The organism is Streptomyces sp. NBC_01077 (assembly GCF_045162855.1).
Classification (GTDB): Bacteria; Actinomycetota; Actinomycetes; order Streptomycetales; family Streptomycetaceae; genus Streptomyces.
Genome location: NZ_CP108669.1, coordinates 3,854,778 through 3,877,570 on the forward strand (window position 1 = coordinate 3,854,778; position 22,793 = coordinate 3,877,570).

The following is a 22,793-nucleotide window of genomic DNA, read 5'->3' on the forward strand; positions in this document are numbered from 1 at the left end:
GACGACCGGACGACCGGACCACCAGGCGATCAGGCGATCAGGCGACCACGCGATCAGCGGAAGACGGACGCGGGCGGTACGGGTGAGGGCTTGGCGCTCGCGTCGGTGACCGGCGCCGCTCCCCCGGCGAAGTCGGCGAGGGCCCGCCCGTGTTCGACCCGGCCCGGGTGCGGGTCGGTGGCGACCCGGCGGGTCAGCTCGGCCACCGGCAGCTCCCGGTCGGAGGCGAGCAGCACCGCGTTGCCGAAGCGGCGACCGCGCAGCACCGTCGGGTCGGCGGTCAGCGCCAGCTCGGGGAAGACGGCGGCGGCCGTGGCGATCTGGCCGCGCAGATGCGTCAGGGGCGGTCCGTCGGCGAGGTTCGCGGCGTAGAAGCCGCCGGGCCGCAGCACCCGCCGCACCTCGCCGAGGAACTCGGTGCTGGTCAGATGCGCCGGGGTGCGGGCCCCGCTGAACACATCGGCGATGACGAGGTCGGCCCAGCCGTCCTGGACCTTGGCGAGCCCCGCACGGGCGTCGGTGGAGCGGACCCGGATCCGGGCACCGGTGTCGAGCGGCAGTTCCCGGCGTACGAGCTGCACGAGGAGCCCGTCGAGTTCCACGATCTGCTGCGTGGAGCGGGGCCGGGTCGCGGCGACGTACCGGGCGAGGGTGAAGGCGCCGCCACCGAGGTGGACGACCTGCAGCGGCCGGTTCGGCGGGGCGGCGAGGTCGGCGATGTGGCCGAGGCGGCGCTGGTACTCGAAGGTGAGGTGCGCGGGGTCGTCGAGGTCCACGTGGGACTGCGGGGCGCCGTCGATGAGCAGCGTCCAGGCGCGCGGGCGCTCCCGGTCGGGTATGAGTTCGGCGAGCCCGCCGTCGACGGTCTCGACGACGGAGGCGGCGGACGCCGCCCGGTCGCGCTGTTTGTTCCTGGCCACGGGCCCATTATCGGGGCATTCTCGACGGACCCGCCCGACAGCCCCGGCCACCCCGACGGCCCCGACACGGGAGCCCGGTCCGGTCGGCGGCCCGAGCGACGGCGAGAGCGACGGCCCGGCGGCCGGGCCTCAGTGGCAGCCGTCGGCCGCCTCGATGAGCCGGGCCGCCTCGCCGAGCGCCTCGCGCAGGACGACGGGGTCGGTGACGGGGTCGGTGTCGCCCGGGGGCAGCAGCCAGCCGGCGGGGCGGGGCGCGTCCCCGGCGGGTTCGGGCAGCTCCGGCAGCTCGGGGAGGCGAAGGCCGCGCCCCGAGGTCCGCGTACACGCGCTGCCGGGCATGTCCCAGGCGGCCGCCGTGCCCGGCGGGACGAGGAAGCCCAGGGTGTCGCAGGAGCCGTCGTGCACGACGGGGCCGACGGCGGGGGCGGCGCCGCGGCGCAGGATGTCGACGGCCTCCAGGCCCTGCCGGACCGGCACGGTCACCAGGTCCCAGGGTTCGGCGGCGGGCTGGGGCCCGGCCGGAACCGGCGCCTGGGGATGGGACGCGCAGGCGTCCGGGGCGGGTGCGTGCCACGTGGCCGACTGCGAACCGATCTCCGACATGAGACCCCTCCTCGCTCCTGAGGAGACACGTTCCGTCTCTCCCTTACGGTTCAACGCCCGTGCGCGTCAACGGCTACGGCGCCATGCCGCCGCAAAGGATGGCAGTTCATGGCAGATCGCAGGCGAGATATCCGATTTGTAGCCAAACTCTGCGTACGCATCCAGTCACAGCAGGTACGTTCTTGCCGCCGGACCACCCGGCAGCACAGGAGAGGGCTCGGCCATGGCGACGTCACGGGCAGTTCCCAATCTCGCCTTCCGCCGGCTCCGCGGACAGCATTCGCCGGCGGAGTTCGCCGCGGCGGTCCGCCGGGCGGCGCGGGAGATCGGCGAACAGGTCGCGTGCGACGCCCGCTACATCGGGCGCGTGGAGGCGGGCGAGATCCGCTGCCCCAACTACGCGTACGAGCGGGTCTTCCTGCACATGTTCCCCGGTCTGGGCCTCTCCGACCTGGGCTTCTCCGCGCGGGAGACGGTGCGCGGCCGGCGGCAGCCGGTCGCGGCCGGGGCTCCGCCTCCCGCCGCCATCTCGACCCGGAACGATGAGGAGAGCGACGTGCTGCGTCGCGCATTCATGACGAGCGGCTCCGCCACCCTGGCGGCCGCCTCGCTGGGACTCGGCGGCCCCGCCGTCGCGATCCCCGCCCCCCGCGGCACCCACCGGATCGGCGACGCCGAGGTGAGGGCCGTCGAGGACGCAGTACGGCAGATCCGTCTGCTCGACGACCGGCACGGCGCCGACGGGCTCTACAAGGTCGCCGCCCAGCCGCTCCGAGCCGCGTACGCGCTGCTCGACACCGGCACCATGACCCGCCGCTCCACCGAGGACCGGCTGCACGCGGGCGCGGGCGAGCTCTCCCTCTCCGTCGGCTGGCTGGCCCACGACTCGGGCCGGCACGAGGACGCGCGCTCGCACTACGCCGAGGCCCTCGCCACCGCGCGCGTGTCGGGGAACGCGGCCCTGGAGGCGCACGCCTTCTGCAACACGTCCTTCCTGGCCCGGGACACCGGCCGGTACCGCGAGGCGGTGCGGGCGGCGCAGGCGGGCCTGCGGGCCGCGCAGCCGCTGGACTCGGCCCGGCTGCTCGCCCTGCTCTCGCTGCGGGAGGCGGGCGCGTGGGCGGGACTCGGCGACCGCTCGGCCTGCGAGCAGGCCCTCGGCCGCGCCCACGGCTTCTTCGACCGGGGCGCGGCGGACGACGACCCCGAGTGGATGTCGTTCTTCGGGGAGCCGGAGCGGGAGGCCCTGGAGGCGCAGTGCTGGTCGGCCCTGGGCGACTGGGGCCGGGCCGCCCGGCACGCCCACCGGGCCACGGTCCTGCAGAACCCGCACTTCGCCCGGAACCTCGCGCTCTACCGCGCTCATCTCGCCAAGGACCTGGCGCACGCCGGACGCCCGGACGAGGCCGCGGCCGAGGCGAAGCGGGTGGTGGACTCCCTGGAGGGCATCGCCTCGGCGCGTATCCGCGGGATGCTCTCGGACACGCGCCAGGCCCTGGCCTCGTACTGAACCGCGGCCCGGGGGCGCGGTTCAGGATTCGCGACCCTGGGCGCGTACGGAATCCGCGACCCGGCGGCGCGTACGGGATCCGCGGCCCGGGGCCTGCTACTCCAGGTGCCCGGTGTCGTTCCAGCGCTCGACCGCCGGGGCGCCGTACGCCCAGCCGAGGACCGACAGGCTCGTCGGGTCGAGGCGGATGCGGGACGCGAAGGAGACGTCCTCGCCGAGCCAGCGGGCGCCGATCGAGCGCAGGATGTGCCCGTGGGCGAAGACCAGGACGTCACGGTCGGCCGAGCGGGCCCAGTTCACGACCTCGTCGGCACGGTCCGAGAGCTGCGCCATGGTCTCCCCGTCCCGGACTCCGTCGCGCCAGATGAACCAGCCCGGCTGGATGTCCTGGATCTGCGGCGGGGTCAGCCCCTCGTACGCCCCGTAGTCCCACTCCATCAGCGCGTCCCACGGCTCGGCCCGCTCGCCGAAGCCGGCGATCTCACAGGTCTCGCTCGCGCGGACCAGCGGGCTGGTGCGCACCTCCACGCCGGGCAGCCCCTGCCAGGGGCCGCGGTGGAGGCGCTCTCCGAGGAGCTTCGCGCCGCGCCGCCCCTCGTCGAGCAGCGGGATGTCGGTCCTGCCGGTGTGCCGGCCGAGAAGTGACCACTCGGTCTGGCCGTGCCGGGCGAGCAGGATGCGCGGTGCCATGGGAAGGATCTCCAGGGGTTCACGGTGCGGACGTGCCTCTCTCCCATCATCGCCCACGTGGATTCGGGGTGACGTCCGGGCAACCTCCGGTCGGCGTCCGGCGTCCACTCCCCTGGGGCGATCACCGGTCGGGGGGACTTTTCGTATGCGCAAGCCACGCTGGTGGGCCGAGTTGTCGCTGATCGCGGTCGTGTACGCGGCCTACTCGTGCGGCCGGCTGCTCGTGCGCGGCGACGAGGCCTCGGCCGTCGAGCACGGGCTGGCGATCCTGCGTCTTGAGGAGCTGCTCGGGATCGACGCCGAGCACCCGCTGAACCGGCTGTTCACGGACGTGCCCGCGCTCGGGATCCCGGCGGACTTCGCGTACGCCTCCCTGCACTATCTCGTCACCCCGGCGATCCTGATCTGGCTCTTCCGCCGCCGCCCGGCGCACTACCGGGCCGCCCGGACCTGGCTGATGGCCTCCACGCTGCTCGGTCTGGTCGGCTTCACGCTGCTGCCCACCTGCCCGCCCCGGCTGCTCGACCCGGCGTACGGCTTCACCGACACGATGGCCCACTTCAGCGCGTACGGCTGGTGGGGCGGCGAGGCCAGTGCACCGCGCGGACTCGGCGGTCTCACGAACCAGTACGCGGCCATGCCCAGCCTGCACGTCGGCTGGGCGCTGTGGTGCGGGGTGATGCTGTGGCGGTACGGGCGGACGCCTGCGGCGAAGGCCCTCGGGGTGGCGTATCCGCTGGTCACCACGCTCGTGGTGATGGGGACCGCCAATCACTATCTGCTGGACGCGGTCGCCGGTGCGGCCGTGATGGGCGCCGGTCTGCTGCTGACCCCGTACGTGCTGCGGCTCGCCCGGCGACTGCGCGGGACGGCGGAAGCGCCCCCGGTTGTCAGTGGCGGATGCGAGACTTCCACGGGTGAGCGCATCCCTGGACAGCGGTCTGTCCCGACCTCCGCAGACGACACGTCGAAAGCTGCTCGCTGAGCTGCGCGGACCGGCCACTCCGCCGCGTCCGCTGGACGCGCGGGCCCTCGCGGCACTGGCCGCCAACCCCGGCTGCCGACGCCGGGCCCTGCTCGACGGCGCCGGGGTCGACAAGTCCGCGCTGGCCGCGAAGCTCGGCTCGCCGGCCCCGTTCGGGCAGTCCCAGTTCGCGATCGTGCGGGGCAACTCCTTCGAGGCGAAGGTCAAGGCGGACGGCGGCCGCGAGCTGCTGCGCCTGATCGGTGTCGACGAGCCGGGCACGGTGTCCGTGCCCGATCTGGCGGCGGCCGGGCCCGAGGGCCGGGTGGCGCGCACGGCGCTCGCCCTGCGGGAGGCGACCGCGGCCGAGGGGTGGGCGCTGCTCGACCATCCGCTGCTCGCCCTCGAGGTGGCCGGTTCTCCGGTGTACCTGGAGCCCGACGCCGTGGTGGTCCGCCCCGACGGCGGGTGGACGGTCGTGGAGATCAAGTCGTTCCCGATGGTCGACGGCGCGGCCGACGCGTCGAAGGTGGGAGCGGCGGCCCGGCAGGCCGCCGTGTACGTGCTCGCGCTCGAACGGGTGGCGGCGGTGACCGAGGGCGCCAGGGTCGCGCAGTCGGTGCTCCTCGTCTGCCCGAAGGACTTCTCGAACGTGCCGACGGCCTCGGTCGTCGACGTCCGCAAACAGCGGTCGGTCACCCGGCGTCAGCTCGACCGGCTGACCCGGATCGACGAGATCGCGGCCGCCCTGCCGGAGGGCGTCAGCTTCGATGTGGCGGAGCGCTCGGCGGAGGAACTGACGGCCGCCGTGGAGTGCGTGCCCCATCAGTACGCGCCGGAGTGCCTGGCCGCGTGCGAGCTGGCCTTCCACTGCCGGTCGCGGGCCCGGGAGGCGGACGCGGTGGAGACCCTCGGCCGTTCGGTACGGGGTGAGCTGGGCGGCCTGTCGACGGTCGGCGCGGTGCTCGCGGCCTCGCGGGGCGAGGAGGGCGACCCGGAGGACCCGGCGGTGGCGGCGCTGCGCCGGGCGCGGGCGCTGCGCCAGGAGGCGCTGACGGAGACGGGGGCCCCCGGATGTCGCTGATCTCCACGCTCGCCCGGATGGAGGCCGTCGAGTCGGGCCGCGCGCAGCCCCTCGCGACCGTCCGGCACCGGCGGCTCTCCGAGCGGCCGCTCGTCCTCGTCCCGCTGACCACGGCCGGTGAGGCGGGGGCCCCGTTGGGCGCCCTCGTCGGCACCGACCCCGAGGAGCCGCGGCTCCTGGTGGTGGCTCAGCCCCGGGACCGGGACCTGAGGTTCGCGTTCCTCGCCGATCTGGCCGAGGAGGTCCTGCCGTACATCGACTCCTTCGCGGCGGTCGTCGAGGCGGCGGAGAAGAGCGAGGTCGACCCGGAGACCGGCAAGAAGGTGAAGGTCGAGGTCGAGCTGTGCGCGGACGCGCCGCAGCTGATCGTGCCGAGCCGGGCCGGCATCGAGTACGTACGGCTGCTCGGGCGGTCCACGCGGTTCCGGCGGACGGCCGAGCAGGACCCGGAGACGCCGTTCCCCGCGCCGCCGCGCGTCCCGCTGCTCGGGCGCTGGCTGACGCACTTCGGCGACCGGGCCCGGGTGCCCGGCTCCTCGCTGCTGCTGTCGGCGACGGATCTCCTCAACCGGCACTGGGCGACCGGGCAGTCCTCCCTGGAGGACCAGCACCTGGGCGCGCTGCTCGCCTGGATCGATCCGTCCGACGCGGCGCGGGGCACTGCGGAGCCGGGCGCCGAGGCGGCCCTCCGGGCCGAGACGGGCCGGGACTCCCAGGGGCAGCTGCTGTGCCCGCCCGCCGGGCCCGCCACCGACCCCGCCTTCGACAACCGGCTCCTCGCGCCCGCGATCGAGCGGTACGACCGGGCCCGGCAGGCCGTCGGCGCCGCCGAGGACGGCGAGGCCGCCGAGCGCGGACTCGGCGAACTGCACGGGGCCGAGCGGGAGCTGCGCCGGCTCGTCGCCTCCCAGATGAAGCCGACCTGGGACGCGGTCTGGCGGGCGATCGGCCTGCTTCGGGAGCTGCCGGAGGGCGCCAGGGTCGAGGACCGCTGGACCCGCGACCGCTGGTCCTTCACCGCTCACCGGGACCGGGTCACGGCCGGTGAGCCGCCGCAGCCGCGCCGGGACGACGCCGTGACGGCGGCCCGGAAGCTCGCCGCGCGCGAGCAGGCGCAGGGTCAGCTGGAGGCGCAGGAGGCCCTCGACGATCCCCTGGTGCTCGCCGGACGGCGGCTGTCGGGCGAGGCGTTCACGGGCGAGGTGGTCGAGGTGACGATGGCGTGGACGGAGTCCAAGCGGCCCGCGCCCCGTCCGCTGCTCACCGTCCGCACCGAGGACCGGCCGCACCTGGGCGAGAAGGTGAAGGTGTACCGCTCGCTCGACGGGAAGCCGCAGTCGGCGGAGTTCGTGCGGTACGAGGAGGACGGGGCGCTGCTCCTGCGGCTCCTCGACAAGATGGGCCGTTCGAAGGAGCCCGTGGAGGGCTCGGTGCCGGAGAAGGGCGAGCGGATCGCCTGGACGCTGTTCGAGCACGACCAGCGGGTCGGGCCGCAGCTGCCGGAGGCGGAGGAGACGCCCTGGACGCACGGCGGTCCGCCCCGGTCGGACGCCGTGGAACTGCCCGACGCCGTGACCGCGGAGGACGTGCTGTGACCGTGTTCGACCTGTCGACGCCGCCCTTGGACGGTTCGGCGCCCTTCGATCCTTCGGCGGAGGCCGGCAGGGCCACCGCCGGCATCCTGGCCGACACCCTGCACGGCACCGCGCGCGGTGTCGTCGTGGACTCCCCCCCCGGCGCCGGGAAGTCGACGCTGGTGGTGCGGGCCGCGCTCGAACTCGCCGCCGCCGGGCGCCCCCTCATGGTGGTGGCCCAGACGAACGCGCAGGTGGACGACCTGGTCCTGCGGCTCGCCGAGAAGGAGCCGGACCTGGAGGTCGGCCGACTGCACTCGAACGACAGCGACCCGTACGACAAGACGCTCGACGACCTGGAGAACGTACGGAAGTCGGCGAAGGCCGGTGAGCTGGCCGGGCTGCCGGTCGTCCTCTCCACGGCGGCCAAGTGGGCGCACGTGAAGAACGTCGAGCCCTGGGCGCACGCGATCGTCGACGAGGCGTACCAGATGCGCTCCGACGCGCTGCTCGCCGTGGCGGGGCTCTTCGAGCGGGCGCTGTTCGTGGGCGACCCCGGGCAGCTGGACCCGTTCTCGGTGGTGGGCGCCGAGCAGTGGGCGGGGCTCTCGTACGACCCGTCGGCGAGCGCGGTCTCCACCCTGCTCGCGCACAACCCGGAGCTGCCGCAGCACCGGCTGCCGGTGTCCTGGCGGCTGCCCGCCTCGGCGGCGCCGCTGGTCTCGGACGCCTTCTACCCGTTCACGCCGTTCCGCAGCGGCACCGGGCACGGGGACCGAAGGCTCTCCTTCACGGTCGCGTCGGACGGTTCGGGTCCCGACCGGGTCCTCGACGAGGCGGCGGAGTCGGGCTGGGGCCTGCTCGAACTGCCCGCCCGGCACACCCCGCGTACCGACCCCGAAGCGGTCGGCGCGGTCGCCCTCGTGGTGCGCCGGCTCCTCGACCGGGGCGGGGCGGCGGTCTCGGAGCGCTCGGAGACCCCCGTACCCCTGACGCCCGACCGGGTCGCGGTCGGCACCGCCCACCGCGACCAGGCGGCGGCGATCCGGGCGGCCCTCGCCGAACTGGGCGTCACGGGCGTGACCGTGGACACCGCGAACCGGCTCCAGGGGCGGGAGTACGACGTGACCGTCGTCCTCCACCCGCTGTCCGGGCGCCCCGACGCGACGGCCTTCCACCTGGAGACGGGCCGGCTGTGCGTCCTCGCCTCCCGGCACCGGCACGCGTGCGTCGTGGTCTGCCGGGCGGGCGTGACGGACCTGCTCGACGCCCACCCGTCGACGGAGCCGGTCCAGCTGGGCGCCGCCGTGTCGTTCCCGGACGGCTGGGAGGCGAACCACGCGGTCCTCTCCCATCTGGAGGAGCACCGGGTGACCTGGACGCCGTGAGCCTCCGGCCCGGTCGAAACCGGGGTGTGGGGGTGGACCCGGGGTGGACCGGGGGCGTACGGGGGAAAGTACGCGCTCTTGCGGGGCGCGGGACAATGGAAGACGGCCCGGGATTCCGGGCCGTGCCTGTGCGAGGAGGAGAAGAACGATGGCGGAACCCGCGGAACGAAGCGGACAGCGACGGCTCAGGCCGGCACCGTTGATCTTCGAGCCTGCCGAGGCGACCGCCGACCCGGAGCACTTCTTCGACCTGGAGTCGATAGACGATCCGCGCGAGCTGCTGTCCCGCGCGACGGAGCTGACGCTGGCGTTCCGCGCGGCGACCGACCGGGCGACCGAGTTCCAGGCGATCGCGGCGGCGCAGTTGGCGGATCCGCGCCGGTTCGACCGCCTGACGGCGGCGGACGTCGCCGAGCGGGCGCAGTGGACCGAGGACTACGCCCGGAAGATGATCGAGTTCGGCCGCGACCTGATCAGGACGAACGGCCGGCCGGCGGAGGACTGACCGGAGGACTGACCGGAGGGCCGAGCGGGGGAGGCCGGACCGAGGTCGAGCCGGGGCCTAGCGGGGGGCCGGACCGGGGCGCCGGACCGGAGTCGAGCCGGGGTGGACCGGCATCCCCCGAGTGGCCTAAAAAGCACCTCTGGCATATGCCGGGGGTGCACGATACTCCCCTCCCTCCTCTTCTGTCCGGGATTCCATGAACTCTCGGCGACCGTCGCGTGACAGCCGGTAGACCTGGAGTCATGACGACGTGGCTGCGCGACGAGACCCCGCACGACATCTTCCGGTTCCTCCGGGAGGGCGACGAGGGGCGGCACCAGACCGCTCGGGTGACCGCCGACGGGGCCGCCTGGCTCGCCTCGGCCGCCGGGGGCCGTGAGGCCGCCCTCACCCGCTGGGAGGCTCGGCCGACCTCCCCGGCGGCGCTGCCCTGCGGGACGGTCTTCGACGTCGTCAACGTGGACCCGGTCTTCGGGCGCCGGATGCTGGACCGACTGTGGGAGGAGGGCCCGGGTTCGGGGCCCGTCGCCGTGCACCGGGGCCGGATGATGCTGTTCACGGCGCCCGGCACGGCCCAGCGGCTGCCGGCCCTGCTCGACTGGGAGGAATGGGGCGAGGCGGTCCCCCGGCCGCTCTGCCACGGGGTCGGGGACGCGGTGACCGTGCCGCCGCTCGTGCCGTCCGACGCCTCCGGGCCCCGCTGGCTGGTGGCGCCCGACACCCGGAGCCCCTGGCTGCCGGGACCCGAGGTCGTGCTCTGGGCCTGCGTGCGGGCCGTCCGGGCGGCTTCCGCCGCCGACGTGCGGGTATCGATTTTTCCTCCCGCCGATCCGGGTGCTAATGTCTACGACGTCAGCAGGCGCCGCTAGCTCAGTTGGTTAGAGCAGCTGACTCTTAATCAGCGGGTCCGGGGTTCGAGTCCCTGGCGGCGCACAGACGGAAGAAGCCCCTCGCGGAAGCGAGGGGCTTCTTCGTGTTCCCGGTCTCTGCCGTCTCTGCCGGTTCTGCCGCTCAGCCGTCCCTGTCGACGGCGGGCGGGGTGATCCTGACCGTCCAGGCACCCGTTCCGGTGCGTTCCGTGACCTCCACCCGTACCCCCGTTCCGGGCACGGTGAGCGTCTCGCCCTCCTCCAGCGGGGCGTCCGCGAGCGGCGGGTAGACGGAGCGGTCCCAGCAGGCGTCGGTGCGCGGGTGCGCGTCGACGACCTCGACGGGGCCGTCGCCGGAGGCCGTGCCGCCGCGGACCCGGTAGACGAGGACGCCTTCGGTGCAGGTCTCGGCGTCGTTCCCGGCGCTGCTCCGGGCCTCGACCGCGAGGGCGCTGTCGGGGCCCGTACGGACCACGGCGAGCCGGGTGCCGAGGCTGGCGCCGGCGACCGGCTGGGCGTCGGTCGGCTCCAGGCTCACCATCCGGGGACCCGCGCCCTGGACGCAGGCCACCTGGGCGCGGGAGAGCCAGCCGAGCTTCCACTTGTGCCAGCCGAAGAGGTCCGGGGAGAGCCCGAACTGGCTGCCCATGACGTCCCAGTCACCCACATGGGTGTCCCAGTCGCCCTTGCCGTCCGCCGGGCGGTGATAGAGGTCGGGCAGGTCGAAGACGTGCCCGGTCTCGTGGGCCAGGACGTTGCGGTCGGGCGGGTGCCGCTCGAAGACGGTGACGACCCGCTTGATCTCGGTGCCGTCGACCTCCATCGGCCGATCGAGGTTGACGACCTTGGTCGCGTCGGAGTCCACGCCGGGCGCGTCCGGGTCGGCGACGAGGTAGACGATGTCGTACCGAGAGAAGTCGACGCTCGCGTCGGCGGCGCCGATCGCGTCCCGGAGGTAGGCGGCGCGCTGTCCGGCGTCCCAGTCACGCCGTATGCCGTACGCGCTCGACTCCTTCGGCATCGGGGTCCAGACGCGCTGGGGGTGCGGGCGCAGGGTGAAGCGCCCGTAGGAGGCGCGGCTGAAGAACTCGCTGGTGGCGGGGAAGTGGTCGGCGGTGAGTTCGGCCGGATCGGTGAGAGGTTCGGCGTCCGGGAAGGACAGGAAGATCATGACCGCGTCGAGGGCGCGGTCGGGGCGTGGATACGACCTGTTCCAGGTGTCGAGGCCGAGCGAGTGATGGGCCGCGGTACGGGGCAGGGCGCAGGGACTCGCCGAGGGGGCACCGACGGCGGGGCCGGCGACGAGCCCGGTGGCGGCGAGTGCGGCGAGCGAGGTGAAGGCCGCCGCCCCGGCACGCAGCCGCGAGCGTTCCACTCCCCCGGGTGGCTGCTGACCCCTCACGTGGACCTCCGGATCGGGAATGCGGGACACCTCACCCACCTTGTGATGGTTTGCGGCATTTCGCATGTTTCCGCTGCCCCGGTCGGGTGAGGGCGCGCCATGGGGTCGACGCGACACGAGCGCGCTTCAGCTCACGGAAAGTCACATTCGGTCACGTCGCCATCGACCCGTGTCAGACCTGAGCAGAAACGATCGGGCGGGGTGTGACGGTGGGAGGTCTCACAGCGGCGGAGGCCCACCGGAGAGGCCCCGGAGCTGGAAGGCTCCCCCGCACGGGCTCTATGATCGGCACACTCTTCCTTGGCCGACCGTCCCGACCACATGTGACCGGCCCGACTGCACTACGGGAGCGAGCGGTGAGCGGAACCCCCGAAGGACCGGTGCACCCAGAGCCGCCGGAGACGCACGCGGCAGAGCCCGCACTCACGGAGCGTCACCCCGCGCAGCACTCCGAGCAGTACGCCGAGCGTCACTCCGATCACCCCGTCGAGGACCGGACCGACCGCACCGACCGGCGCGCCGACCGCCTCGCCGCCGAACTCCGCGACTACCGCGCCGCCTTCCGGGTCGCCCAGCTCGCGATGGCCGTGGTCGACCAGGACGGCGTCGTCGTCTCGGCCAACGACTCCTTCGGCACCCTCCTCGGCACCGAGCCGGAGGCGCTCCGGGAGCAGGCCGCCGCCGATCTCGTCGACCTCGCGTCCGACGGGCGGACCTGGCACGCGTACCGCGAGGTGCTGCGCGGCCGCCGCTCGCGCTTCCGCTGCACGCGCCGCCTCAAGCACGCCGACGGGCGTTCGCTGTGGGCCGAGGTCACCGTCGCCCCCGTGCCCGACAGCCGGCGGGTCCTGCTGTCGATCGCGGACATCAGCGACCGGCGCGAACTCCAGGCGCGGCTGCGGCACCTCCAGATGCACGACCCGGTGACCCGACTGCCCAACCGCGCCCTGTTCTTCGAGCGCCTCTCGGCGGCCCTGGAGGCCTCCGCACAGGACGCCGCGGACCATGCGGACACTGCGGGCACGGTGAGCGCGGGCGAAACGATCAGCTCGTCGTACGAGTCGTACGGGTATGGCAGAATAGGGCGGATCGGTCTCTGCTATCTCGATCTCGACGGCTTCAAGGCGGTCAACGACACCCTCGGCCACCGCGTCGGCGACCGGCTTCTCGCCGCCGTCGCCGCCCGGCTGACGGAGTGTGCGGACAGCGACGGCTACACCCGCAGCGGCGGCCATCTCGTGGCGCGCCTCGGCGGGGACGAGTTCGCGATCCTGGTCGAGGACTCCACGGGAACGGAGCAACTGGCCGATCTGGCACGCTCGGTGCTGTGCGCGCTCCAGCAGCCCTTCGACCTGGGCGGCCAGCGGCTCTCGGTCTCCGCCTCGATCGGCGTGGTCGAACGCTCCGGGTCCGGCACGACGGCCACCGCCCTGATGCAGGACGCGGACACCACGCTGTACTGGGCGAAGGCGGACGGCAAGGCCCGCTGGACCCTCTTCGACCCGGAGCGCAACGCGCACCGGATGACCCGGCAGGCGCTCTCCTCCACCCTGCGCCCGGCCGTGGAGCGCGGGGAGTTCGCCCTGGAGTACCAGCCCCTCGTGGATCTGACGGACGGGGCGGTGCGCGGGGTGGAGGCGCTGGTGCGCTGGAACCACCCGCAGTTCGGCCCGCTCGCGCCGAATCGGTTCATCGGGATCGCCGAGGAGGACGGCTCCATCGTGGAGCTGGGCCGCTGGGTGCTGCGCACGGCCTGCCGGCAGGCCCGGCAGTGGCAGAAGGACCATCCGCGCGAGCGCCCGATCTTCGTCAGCGTCAACGTGGCGGTCCGTCAGGTCTGGGACTCCGACCTGGTCGCCGACGTGGCCGGCATCCTCGCGGAGACCGGTCTCGCCCCGCACCTGCTCCAGCTGGAGCTCACCGAGTCCGCCGTGATGGGCTCGGCCGGGCGGCCGCTCCAGGCGCTCCAGGCGCTGAGCGACATGGGGGTGCGGATCGCGATCGACGACTTCGGCACCGGCTACTCGAACCTGGCCTATCTGAGCCGACTGCCGGTCTCCGTGCTCAAGCTGGACGGTTCCTTCGTCCGCGGCTTCCAGGACGAGGAGCACGCCAACCCGGCGGACGAGCTGATCGTCGAGGCGCTCGTGCAACTGGCGCACCGGCTGGGGCTCACGGTCACCGCGGAGTGCGTCGAGACCTCGGGGCAGGCGAGCCGGCTGCGCAGGATCGGCTGCGACACGGGGCAGGGCTGGCTGTACTCGCGGGCGGTGGCCCCGGACCGTATCGCGGAGCTGATCGGCACGGAGCCGCTCCCGGTCTGAGGCCCGTGCACCACCGCACGAGGGCATGGAACTGCCCCCGGCCGGAGGGACATTCCGGGCGGGGGCAGCGGTTCATGAGGGGTTCAGCCGGTCAGGGGGACTCGGCCGGTCGGGCACTCAGCAGGCGCCGAGGTCCTTCCAGACGCCCCACTCGCCGGTCGTGCCCGGCGTCTCGTTCTGGGTCCACCACTGGGCCTTGTACTTGCGGCCGTTGTGGGAGACCTCGTTGCCCGCGTTGTAGATCGTGCCGGCCACGTACGCCGGGACCGAGCCGCAACCCGTCGGCGGCGTCGTCGGCGGGGTGGTCGGAGGCGTGGTGGTCGGGGGCGTCGTCGGCGGGGTGGTCGGAGGCGTCGTGGTGGGCGGGGCGGTCGTGCCGCCGAGCGCGGTGTTGATCTGCTTCAGCAGGGTGGCGTTGTCGTCCAGGCCGAGGAGCGAGTACATCATCGCGCCGGCCAGGCCGCGCTGCTTGGCGTAGTCCACCCGGGCCTGGATGGACCGCTGGTTGAGGCCGGTGAAGAACTCGCCGTCCTTGTAGAAGTACGAGGCCTTCGCCTGGTCGTCCCAGAAGGTGGTCGACGCGTTGTCGACGATGCCGCCGAGCTCCTTGTAGTGCGCGATGCCCGCCTGCTGGCTGAGCGGGCGGACGTTGGAGCCGCCGGTCGCGGTGCCCGCGAGGCCGTTGGCGGTCCCGGCCGGGACGCCCTTCCAGCCGCGGTAGTAGAACTCGTAGCCCAGGGTCAGCTTGTTGGCGGGGAAGCCGCCGGCGATGCCGTAGGCGGGCTTGCCGTCGATCCAGGAGTCGATCGCGTTGTCGATCGAGTACTTCTCGGTTCCCGGCGCGATCACGTCGGTCGGGTCGTTCGCACCGGAGTAGAGCGGGGACTGGTGGTACGTCGGCCCGTCGCCGTCCCAGGCGCCGTGCATGTCGTACGTCATGATGTTGGCGTAGTCCAAGTACTGGCCGATCTTGTCGGTCTCGATGTACTTGATCTTGTCCTGGCCGGCCGGGAGGGCCGAGGTCAGCAGGTACTTCTTGCCGCCGTTGGCCGCGCCGTACTCGTCGAGCTGCTTGCGGAACTCGGCGAGGAGCAGCGTGAAGTTCTGCTTGTCCTCGGGGGCGTAGTGGTTGCCCAGGTGACCGCCGGAGGAGCCGGGGTACTCCCAGTCGATGTCGATGCCGTCGAAGATGCCGGCCGCCGTGCCGGCGCCGCCGAAGCCGCCCTCGACGGGCAGGTTGCCCTTGATGTACTGGTCGATGCAGGAGGAGACGAGCTTCTTGCGGCTCGCGTCCGTCTTCGCCGCGTCGCTGAAGAACTTGGAGTACGTCCAGCCGCCGAGCGAGATGTTGATCTTCAGGTGGGGGTACTTCGCCTTCAGTTCCTTGAACTGGTTGAAGACGCCCACGATCGGCTGGTTCCACGTGTCGGCGACGCCGTCGACGCTGTCCGCCGCGCTGAAGGACTTCTGGTAGTCGGCGTACGAGTCGCCCGCACCGTCACCCGCGTTGGGGTTGTTGTCGTCACCGGCGGCCTTGTTGGCCTCGAAACAGGTGAGGTTGGTGGGGTGGATGTTGCCGAACGAGTAGTTGATGACGTCCAGCTGGCTCGCGATGCCCCGGGTGTCGAGGTGCTTGGGGTAGAACGCGTTGCCGTAGACGCTCCACTGGTCGTAGTACGCGATGCGCACACCACCCGCAGCGGCAGTGGTCGTCGTGTCGGCCGCCTGGGCGGAGCCGAGGCCGACGGTCGCCGCGAGGGCGCCGGCGGCGAGGGCCGCGCTGAGGAGCGCGGCGATCAAGGGCTTACGGGGGTGCACGTGCGGCCTCCATCGGGGAGTGCGGGGGTGGTGCCGTACAGGAGCTGGAGCAGTGATAACCGGCACGTGAACAGTGCGTCAATGGTCTGAACCAGATTGAGGACTAGACCAATTCGAGGAGGAAAGGCCTTGTCAGAGGCGCGCAGCACAAAACGGAACCGCCCGCCACCATCGGTGACGAGCGGTTTAAGGTTCACTTAGGGGTGGAGCGGGCCGGATCCGTGCAGGAACCAACCGGTCGCGGAAACCAGGGTTTTTACCCGGCCGCCCCCGGCCCGGAATGCGGCGCCCCGCTTCGCTGCCACCCGGCGCCCCGCTTCGCCGCCACTCGGCGCCCCGGTTCCCCGCCACCCTGCCGGGGCCTCCATGACCCCCCTTCGCGCCCTACTCCTCCGGGAGCTCCGGGAGTTCGTACGCGTCCGCGATGAGCTCGTAGCTCCTCAGCCGCGCCTCCCCGCCGTGCGCGTTGGCCGTGATCATCAGCTCGTCCGCGCCCGTCCGCTTCCTGAGGTCGTCCAGGCCGGTACGGACCTCGTCCGGGGTGCCGTACACGATGTTCGCGAGCCAGTCGTTCACGAACTCCCGCTCGGCGGAGCTGAATCCGTACGCCTCCGCCTCCTCCGGTGTCGGGACGAGACCGGGCCGGCCGGTGCGCAGCCGCAGCATCGCGAGGGCGCCGGACAGGACCTGGCGGCGGGCCTGCGCCGCCTCGTCGGCGGCGAGCGCCGAGACGCCGATCATCGCGTACGGCGCGTCGAGGATCCCGGAGGGCCGGAAGGATTCCCGGTAGAGGTCGAGCGCCGGGATCGTGTTCCTCGCCGAGAAGTGGTGGGCGAAGGCGAAGGGCAGCCCGAGCAGGCCGGCGAGGCGCGCGCTGAAGCCGGAGGAGCCGAGCAGCCAGATCGGCGGGCGGCCCTTCGGGCCCTGCACCGGGCCGGGCACGGCGTGGATCCTGGCGTACGGGTGGCCGTCCGGGAAGTCGTCGTCCAGGAACCGGGTCAGCTCGGCGAGCTGCTCCGGAAAGTCGTCGGCGCCCTCGTTCAGGGTGTTGCTCCGGCGCAGGGCGGCGGCCGTGGCCCCGTCGGTGCCGGGCGCCCGCCCGAGGCCGAGGTCGATCCGGCCCGGGGCGAAGGCCTCCAGGGTGCCGAACTGCTCGGCGATGACGAGCGGGGCGTGGTTGGGCAGCATGACGCCGCCCGAGCCGAGGCGGATGCGCCGGGTGTGGGCGGCGAGGTGGGCGAGGATCACCGCCGGCGACGAGGAGGCGACGCCGGGCATGGAGTGGTGTTCGGCCACCCAGTGCCGGTGGAAGCCGCGCCGCTCGGCGAGCCTGCTCAGCTCGACGCTGGTGGCGAGCGCCTGGGTCGCGGTCCTGCCGCTGCCGACGGTCACCAGGTCCAGTACGGACAGCGGTACGGGCGCGGAGCCCCGCGCCTCTCCTCGAATAGCGTCGGTCACCTTCGGGACCCTCCTCGGCAGACGTACGGACTACGGACTCATGCATCGACCAAAACGGCTGAAACGACCGGATCGGCTTCGACTGGGTGACAACAGGAGGGTGTCTCCGTTTATTCCGGAGGACGCCCGATGGTTCTCGGCCACCGGACGGAGGCCGGAAGGCGACCGGAACAGCCGCTACCGCGTCCGTTTCCCCATAAAAAATCTCAGGTTCCCCCAGGGCCGAACGCCTGCGCGAGCACCCTCGCGCACGGCCCTGACCTGAGACTCTGCGGAGCACTCATGACCAGGGCATATGCCAGGGTGGTGCGCCCCAGCCCAGGGCCCGGATGCTCCGCATCATTCTCGCCAACAGCCGCCCCGTAAACGGTGCTTGGCGGCTATCGTGGTACGAAAGCTTGCGGTCACAACCTGGTAGGGGGAAACCGTGGCGCTGAAGCCCGAGCCCACCGCGCCGTTCCACTCGGTGCAATACGCCTTGCGCGTCCTGGAGACGATTTCACGGCACGGTGGCGGAGTGACGGACGTCCAGATCGCGCGCGAATCCGGCCTGCCCGTCGCCCACCTGTCCTCGCTGCTCCTCATGCTCCGCCGTGAGGGGTACGTCGAGCAGGTCGCCGACGGCGCGTACGTGATCGGGGATTCCCTCGTCCTCCTCGGCTCCGGCATGACCCGCCGCGAGGCCCTGGAGGCGAAACTCCAGGAGACCCTGACCGAGCTGCGCGACTCCGTCGGCGCGGCGGTCTACATCAGCCGGTACATCGACGGCGAGGTGAAGATCACCCAGTTCGCCGACGGTCCGCGCACACCCAAGGTCAACGAGTGGGTGGACTTCCGCTCGGCGGCGCACGCCAGCGCGGTCGGCAAGTGCCTGCTCACCCAGCTCGACCAGAACGGACGGCGGGACCACCTCTCCCGGCACAAGATCGCCCGGCTCACCTCCCGGACGATCACCAGCGAGCGGATCCTCTTCTCCAAACTGGACAGCCAGCCGGCGACGGTCCCCGTCCTCGACCTCCAGGAGTACGCGGTGGGCACGGTCTGCGCCGCCGTCCCGCTGACGGCGGGCTCGGCCGTGGGCTGCCTCGCACTCTCCCTGCCGATCGAGCACGCCCACCGGCTGCGCGCGGCGGCCGACACGCTGAACCGCCGGGCCGCGCCGGTGGTCATGGCGCTGGCGCTCTGAGGAAACCGGGGAATCCGAGCCATTCGAGGGTCCCGACGGCCCGGTCGCGCGAGGTGGTCATGAGCACCCCGCGGGACCGGGTAGTATTTTCTCTGTCAGCAGGCGCCGCTAGCTCAGTTGGTTAGAGCAGCTGACTCTTAATCAGCGGGTCCGGGGTTCGAGTCCCTGGCGGCGCACAGACGGAGAAAGCCCCTCGCGGAAGCGGGGGCTTTTTCGTGTGCCCGCCCCTCCCCCTTCTCAGGCCCTGAGGTAGGTGAGCACGGCGAGGACGCGGCGGTGGGTGTCCTCGGCCGGCGGCAGGTCCAGCTTCGCCAGGATGTTGCCGATGTGCTTGCCGACGGCGGCCTCGGTCACGACCAGCCGACGGGCGATCGCCCCGTTCGAATGGCCCTCCGCGACCAGGCCGAGGACCTCGCGCTCGCGCGGGGTCAGCGCCGCCAGCGGATCGCGGTGCCGGCGGAGCAGCTGCCGTACGACCTCGGGGTCGACGACCGTCCCGCCGTCCGCGACCCGGGCGAGGGCGTCCAGGAACTCCTCCACCTGACCGACCCGGTCCTTGAGCAGATAGCCGACGCCGGTGCCGTCGCCCGCGTCGAGGAGATCGGCGGCATAGCTGCGCTGCACGTACTGGCTGAGGACGAGGACCGGCAGGGCGGGGCGCTCGGCACGGAGCGCGACCGCGGCGCGCAGCCCCTCGTCCTGGAAACCGGGCGGCATCCGGACGTCGGTGACGACGATGTCCGGATCGTGGGCCGTGACCGCCTCGCGCAGGGCGTCGGCGTCCCCGACGGCGGCGACGACCTCGTGGCCGAAACGGGCCAGGAGCCCGATCAGTCCCTCCCGGAGGAGGACGCTGTCCTCGGCGAGGACGACGCGGAGCTTGCGGCCGGTGCCGAGCCGGTGGTCAGTGCGGGACACGGGATCTCCACTCGGAGGAGGGTCGGCCCGCCCGGCGGGCTCATGATCGTCAGTGTGCCATCGAGGACGGCGATCCGGTCGGCCAGGCCGGTGAGACCGGTGCCCCCGGCCGGGTCGGCGGCGCCGCGCCCGTCGTCCTCGACGTCGATCCGCAGGACACCGTCCGCGTGCCGGGCGGTGATCCTGGCCCGGGTGGCGCCGCTGTGCTTGCCGATGTTGGCGAGGGCCTCGCAGCCGGCGAAGTAGCCCGCGCTCTCGACGGAATCCGGCAGCCGGGGCAACTCGACGTCGGTGGCGACGGGCACGGCGGACCGGTCGGCGGCGTCGGCGAGGGCCGGGCCGAGTCCGTAGTCGGCGAGGACCTGCGGGTGGATGCCGTGGATCAGCTCGCGCAGCTCGGTCAGGACCTGCCCGGCCTCCGCGTGGGCCTTCGCCAGCTGGTCGGCGAGCGGGCCGTCCGGCGGGGCGTCGAGGCGGGCGAGACCCAGGGTCATGGTGAGGGCGACCAGGCGCTGCTGGGCGCCGTCGTGCAGATCGCGCTCGATCCGGCGCCGCTCGGCCTCGAAGGCGTCGACGAGCCGGGAGCGGGAGGCGATGACCTCGCCGATCGCGCCGTGCTGTCCGGTCTCGCGGGGGGTGAGCAGGGCGCGGGCGAGGGCGGCGCGGGCGCCGGCGAAGGCGGCGAGGGGGTAGAGGAGGGCGACGAGAAGGGCCGCGCCGAGGAGGGCGGCGGCGAAGGCCTCCGGGTAGGAGGTCACCAGGTACGCCTTGACGACCTTGGCCTCGTGGCCGTCCACGGCCAGTTGGACGGGGGCGCCGAGGAGCAGGACGGGCAGGCCGATCCCGACGGCGACCGCGAGGAGGTCGAGCGGCCACAGGACGGTGGCGAGGAGCAGGGCGTACGCGAACTCCCGCCAGGTCGCCTGCTCCCCCGCCCGGAGCCGGAGCCAGGCGGCGAGGCCGGGTGCGGTGGGGACGCGGTGCGGGTCGGGGGCGGGGTCGAGGTCGACGAGGCGGAGGCGGCGGCGCTCGATGCCGCCGAGGGCGAGGCCGGAGAGCAGGAGCAGGGGCAGCCCGACGAGCAGCACGGAGAACAGCCCGAGCAGCAGGAACACGGCGCAGGCGGCGGCCCCGACGAGCCCTCCGCTCACCAGGTACGCGACGGCCCGCCAGGGCCAGGGCCCGAGGGGGAACCGGAGCCGGGTGAGCGCCTGCCAGAGAGTACGGGCTTCCATGCGGCCCCACGTTAGGCCCGCCGTCCTGGGCGGGGCGATGGGGCTGGGGGGTGGGGCGGGGGTGGGGCTGGACCTACCCCCCCCCCACCCCGTTGTGGGCCCTGTGCCGGGACGCTCCGGGCACGGCCTAGGGCTGGTCGAGGGCGTGTTCCTTGAGGAAGGCGCCTGCGTGGGCTGCCGCCTCTTCCCTCGTCGCATACCCGTCGTCGCCGGCCGCCGGGCCGCTCGTTCCGTCGGCGCCCTTGCCGGTCCAGCCCCAGCCTCCGGACGAGGGTGTCAGTTCGGCCGTTCCGCCCCACAGTTCGAGTGCGACGCTCGCCGAACGGGTGACGGCATCGGGCCATTTCTTGCGGGCGCCCTGCCGGGTGATGCCCCATACGGCGCCCAGCTGTTCGTAGCTCGCGCCGTAGGACCCGGCGGTTCCCGCCGCGATGGCCGTCAGCCGCTTGACCTCCGCGTCCACCACCTTCCAGGCGGCCAGTACGGACAGAGCCACGTCGACCGGGTCCGCCGCCCACATGCGGTCCGCCGGCAGTCCTGACGCTCGCTGCCGCAGGGCCGACGCGAGCGGGTTGAGGGCGTCGTAGAGGGCGTTGTCGAGCTCGACCTGTTCTTCGGGGGTGATCTCAGAGGAGGTCATGCGGCAACTTTAGTTAACGCTCAGCGGTTTGTAAACTTTGGTTTCCGGCCGTGGCGGGCGTACTCCGCTTGGAGCGCGGCGGCGGCCGTGGGGGTCAGGGGCTCGTACGGCGCGCCCGGCGTGGGGCGCCACCAGACCGGGTCCTGACAGAGGAAGGACGCTCGGCGGAGGGCCACCCGGTGGATCTTGTTCGTCGCCGTCAGGGGGAGCTCCTCCGTCACCCGGACGAACCTCGGCGGCATCTTCGTCCCCAGGTCCTGCTGCGCGGCCAGGAACGTCGCGAACTCCGCCGGATCGAAGACCGCCCCCTCACGCAGGGCCAGCGCCGCCATCACCTGGTCCCCCGCCACCGGGTCCGGTATCGCGTAGACCGCCACCCCCGCGGCCCGGTCCCATCGGGCCAGGATGTGTTCGATCATCGCCGCCGCCAGGTTCTCGCTGTCGACCCGCAGCCGGTCGTCCGTACGGCCCGCGAAGTAGAGGTATCCGTCCGCGTCCCGGTAGAAGAGGTCACCCGTCCAGTACCAGCCGTCGCGCAGCCGGGCCGCCTCCGCCTCCGGGTTGCGCCAGTAGCCCTCGAAGGGGCTGCGGCCCCGGTTGACGAGCTCGCCGACCGCCTCGGAGGCGTTGAGGAGCCGGCCGGTGGATGAGAAGCGGGCCGCCTCGCACTCCCGGCCCGTCTCCGCGTCCACCACGGCCAGGTCGTCGCCCGGCGCCGCCCGGCCTATCGCCCCCGTCGGCGTGTCCGGCGTCCGCTGGATCGCCGCGCCTCCCTCGGAGGAGCCGTACCCCTCCACGAGCGGCACTCCGAAGCGCTCGCGGAAGCGGGCCGCGTCCACCGCCCCCGCCTCGGTGCCGAAGCCGAGCCGCAGCGGGTGCGCGCGGTCGTCCGGGCCGGGCGGGGTGGCCAGGAGGTACTGCACCGCCCGGCCGACGTACGTGAAGTACGTGGCGCCGAAGCGGCGTACGTCCGGCAGGAACCGGGAGGCCGAGAAGCGGGCCCGCAACGCCACCCCGGCCCCGGCGGCGAGCGCCGGCGCCCAGTCGGCGATCACCGCGTTGCCGTGGAACATCGGCATGCAGATGTAGTGGACGTCGTCCCGCCCCACACCGAAGTGGGAGACGAGGGAGGCCCCTGCGGCCGCCAGCCGCCCCTGGCTGCAGAGCGCGGCCTTCGGTGCGCCCGTCGAACCGGAGGTGAAGGAGAGCAGGAAGCGACTGTCGGGACGTACGGGCCCGAGCCGCGCGTCGCCCGGGCGGGCGGACCCGTAGGGGGCGAGGAGTTCCCGGTACGCGTCGGTGTCCGTGACCAGGATGCGCAGGCCGGGCAGCGGGAGGCCGTCGAGGAGCGGCAGGTGGGCGCGCTGGGTGACCAGGACCCGGCACTCGGTGTGCCGGATGTCCCGGGCGAGTTCGGCCCCGCGCCGGGTGGGGTTGATCCCGGCGACGGCGGCCCCCGCGAGGGCCGCCGCGCTGAGCCAGAGCGGGTACTCCGGCGTGTTGTCGAGCAGGATGCCGAGGTGCGGCTCGCCCCCCGGCAGGGGTGGCATCAGGTCCACGAGCAGTGCGGCCCGCGCGGCGGCGCCGGCGGCGACCTGGTGGTGAGTGAGGGTGTGGTGCTCGTCCCTCAGACCGATCCGGTGGTCGCCCCATTGGCGCCGTACGAGTTCCGCGACGGTGTCCGCACCCCTCATGGGCCGGACTG

At 73.1% G+C, this 22,793-nt stretch carries 19 protein-coding genes and 2 tRNA genes; 11 read left to right on the forward strand and 10 right to left on the reverse strand.

What is annotated here, in order from left to right; genetic code table 11:
- Nucleotides 1–53 precede the first annotated feature (53 nt).
- Together OG462_RS17150 and OG462_RS17155 are read right to left on the reverse strand one after the other, a co-directional pair.
- Nucleotides 54–920 (reverse strand): spermidine synthase, encoded by an 867-nt coding sequence (locus OG462_RS17150; protein ID WP_406058486.1) that lies wholly within the window; start codon nt 918–920, stop codon nt 54–56.
- A gap of 129 nt (nt 921–1,049) precedes the next feature.
- Nucleotides 1,050–1,523, reverse strand: coding sequence for a hypothetical protein (locus tag OG462_RS17155; protein ID WP_406058488.1), 474 nt, complete (start codon nt 1,521–1,523; stop codon nt 1,050–1,052).
- 223 nt (nt 1,524–1,746) lie between these two features.
- Here OG462_RS17155 and OG462_RS17160 point away from each other — a divergent pair, with 223 nt between their 5' ends.
- A complete protein-coding gene (locus tag OG462_RS17160; protein ID WP_406058490.1) occupies nt 1,747–3,033 on the forward strand; it encodes a tetratricopeptide repeat protein in 1,287 nt (428 codons plus the stop codon).
- Nucleotides 3,034–3,129: 96 nt separating this feature from the next.
- On the opposite strand, the gene OG462_RS17165 is transcribed toward OG462_RS17160, so the two are convergent.
- Nucleotides 3,130–3,723, reverse strand: a complete 594-nt coding sequence (locus OG462_RS17165) for a histidine phosphatase family protein (RefSeq protein WP_406058491.1) — start codon at nt 3,721–3,723, stop codon at nt 3,130–3,132.
- 145 nt (nt 3,724–3,868) lie between these two features.
- On the opposite strand from OG462_RS17165, the gene OG462_RS17170 reads away from it, so the two are divergent.
- The 7 genes from OG462_RS17170 to OG462_RS17200 all read left to right on the forward strand — a co-directional run bounded on the left by OG462_RS17170 (nt 3,869) and on the right by OG462_RS17200 (nt 10,171).
- Nucleotides 3,869–4,708 carry a phosphatase PAP2 family protein gene (locus OG462_RS17170; RefSeq protein WP_406058493.1) on the forward strand — a complete coding sequence of 280 codons (840 nt, stop codon included), beginning with the start codon at nt 3,869–3,871 and terminating at the stop codon, nt 4,706–4,708.
- Nucleotides 4,641–5,771: a hypothetical protein gene (locus tag OG462_RS17175; protein ID WP_406058495.1), complete on the forward strand. Its 1,131-nt coding sequence runs from the start codon at nt 4,641–4,643 to the stop codon at nt 5,769–5,771. The genes OG462_RS17170 and OG462_RS17175 overlap by 68 nt, the downstream gene beginning before the upstream one ends.
- Nucleotides 5,762–7,366, forward strand: a complete 1,605-nt coding sequence (locus tag OG462_RS17180; protein WP_406058496.1) for a hypothetical protein — start codon at nt 5,762–5,764, stop codon at nt 7,364–7,366. Before OG462_RS17175 ends, OG462_RS17180 begins: the two co-directional genes overlap by 10 nt.
- Nucleotides 7,363–8,733: an AAA domain-containing protein gene (locus tag OG462_RS17185; RefSeq protein ID WP_406058498.1), complete on the forward strand. Its 1,371-nt coding sequence runs from the start codon at nt 7,363–7,365 to the stop codon at nt 8,731–8,733. Before OG462_RS17180 ends, OG462_RS17185 begins: the two co-directional genes overlap by 4 nt.
- A 148-nt stretch (nt 8,734–8,881) precedes the next feature.
- Nucleotides 8,882–9,238, forward strand: a complete 357-nt coding sequence (locus OG462_RS17190; protein WP_406058500.1) for a hypothetical protein — start codon at nt 8,882–8,884, stop codon at nt 9,236–9,238.
- Nucleotides 9,239–9,480: 242 nt separating this feature from the next.
- Complete coding sequence (locus OG462_RS17195) at nt 9,481–10,107, forward strand: hypothetical protein (RefSeq protein ID WP_406058502.1); 627 nt, start codon at nt 9,481–9,483, stop codon at nt 10,105–10,107.
- Nucleotides 10,098–10,171: transfer RNA gene (locus OG462_RS17200), tRNA-Lys, on the forward strand. Before OG462_RS17195 ends, OG462_RS17200 begins: the two co-directional genes overlap by 10 nt.
- Nucleotides 10,172–10,249: 78 nt before the next feature.
- Here the strand turns inward: OG462_RS17200 and OG462_RS17205 are convergent.
- Nucleotides 10,250–11,539, reverse strand: a complete 1,290-nt coding sequence (locus tag OG462_RS17205; protein WP_406058504.1) for a M6 family metalloprotease domain-containing protein — start codon at nt 11,537–11,539, stop codon at nt 10,250–10,252.
- Between the two features lie 326 nt (nt 11,540–11,865).
- On the opposite strand from OG462_RS17205, the gene OG462_RS17210 reads away from it, so the two are divergent.
- Complete coding sequence (locus tag OG462_RS17210; protein ID WP_406058506.1) at nt 11,866–13,833, forward strand: putative bifunctional diguanylate cyclase/phosphodiesterase; 1,968 nt, start codon at nt 11,866–11,868, stop codon at nt 13,831–13,833.
- A gap of 117 nt (nt 13,834–13,950) precedes the next feature.
- Here the strand turns inward: OG462_RS17210 and OG462_RS17215 are convergent, their stop codons facing one another.
- Nucleotides 13,951–15,651, reverse strand: a complete 1,701-nt coding sequence (locus tag OG462_RS17215) for a glycosyl hydrolase family 18 protein (protein WP_406058508.1) — start codon at nt 15,649–15,651, stop codon at nt 13,951–13,953.
- A 384-nt stretch (nt 15,652–16,035) separates the two neighbouring features.
- Entirely contained in the window at nt 16,036–17,109 is a 1,074-nt protein-coding gene (locus OG462_RS17220; protein WP_406058510.1) for an LLM class flavin-dependent oxidoreductase, read from the reverse strand.
- A 427-nt stretch (nt 17,110–17,536) separates the two neighbouring features.
- Here OG462_RS17220 and OG462_RS17225 point away from each other — a divergent pair, with 427 nt between their 5' ends.
- Nucleotides 17,537–18,295 carry an IclR family transcriptional regulator gene (locus OG462_RS17225; protein ID WP_406058512.1) on the forward strand — a complete coding sequence of 253 codons (759 nt, stop codon included), beginning with the start codon at nt 17,537–17,539 and terminating at the stop codon, nt 18,293–18,295.
- A gap of 102 nt (nt 18,296–18,397) precedes the next feature.
- Nucleotides 18,398–18,471: transfer RNA gene (locus OG462_RS17230), tRNA-Lys, on the forward strand.
- A 61-nt stretch (nt 18,472–18,532) separates the two neighbouring features.
- On the opposite strand, the gene OG462_RS17235 is transcribed toward OG462_RS17230, so the two are convergent.
- From OG462_RS17235 to OG462_RS17250, 4 genes are all read right to left on the reverse strand, one after another.
- Nucleotides 18,533–19,213, reverse strand: a complete 681-nt coding sequence (locus OG462_RS17235; protein WP_406058514.1) for a response regulator — start codon at nt 19,211–19,213, stop codon at nt 18,533–18,535.
- A complete protein-coding gene (locus OG462_RS17240) occupies nt 19,126–20,448 on the reverse strand; it encodes a sensor domain-containing protein (RefSeq protein WP_406058516.1) in 1,323 nt (440 codons plus the stop codon). Before OG462_RS17240 ends, OG462_RS17235 begins: the two co-directional genes overlap by 88 nt.
- Nucleotides 20,449–20,575: 127 nt before the next feature.
- Nucleotides 20,576–21,088: a hypothetical protein gene (locus OG462_RS17245; protein ID WP_406058518.1), complete on the reverse strand. Its 513-nt coding sequence runs from the start codon at nt 21,086–21,088 to the stop codon at nt 20,576–20,578.
- Between the two features lie 20 nt (nt 21,089–21,108).
- Entirely contained in the window at nt 21,109–22,782 is a 1,674-nt protein-coding gene (locus tag OG462_RS17250) for an AMP-binding protein (RefSeq protein ID WP_406058519.1), read from the reverse strand.
- Nucleotides 22,783–22,793: the final 11 nt, after the last annotated feature.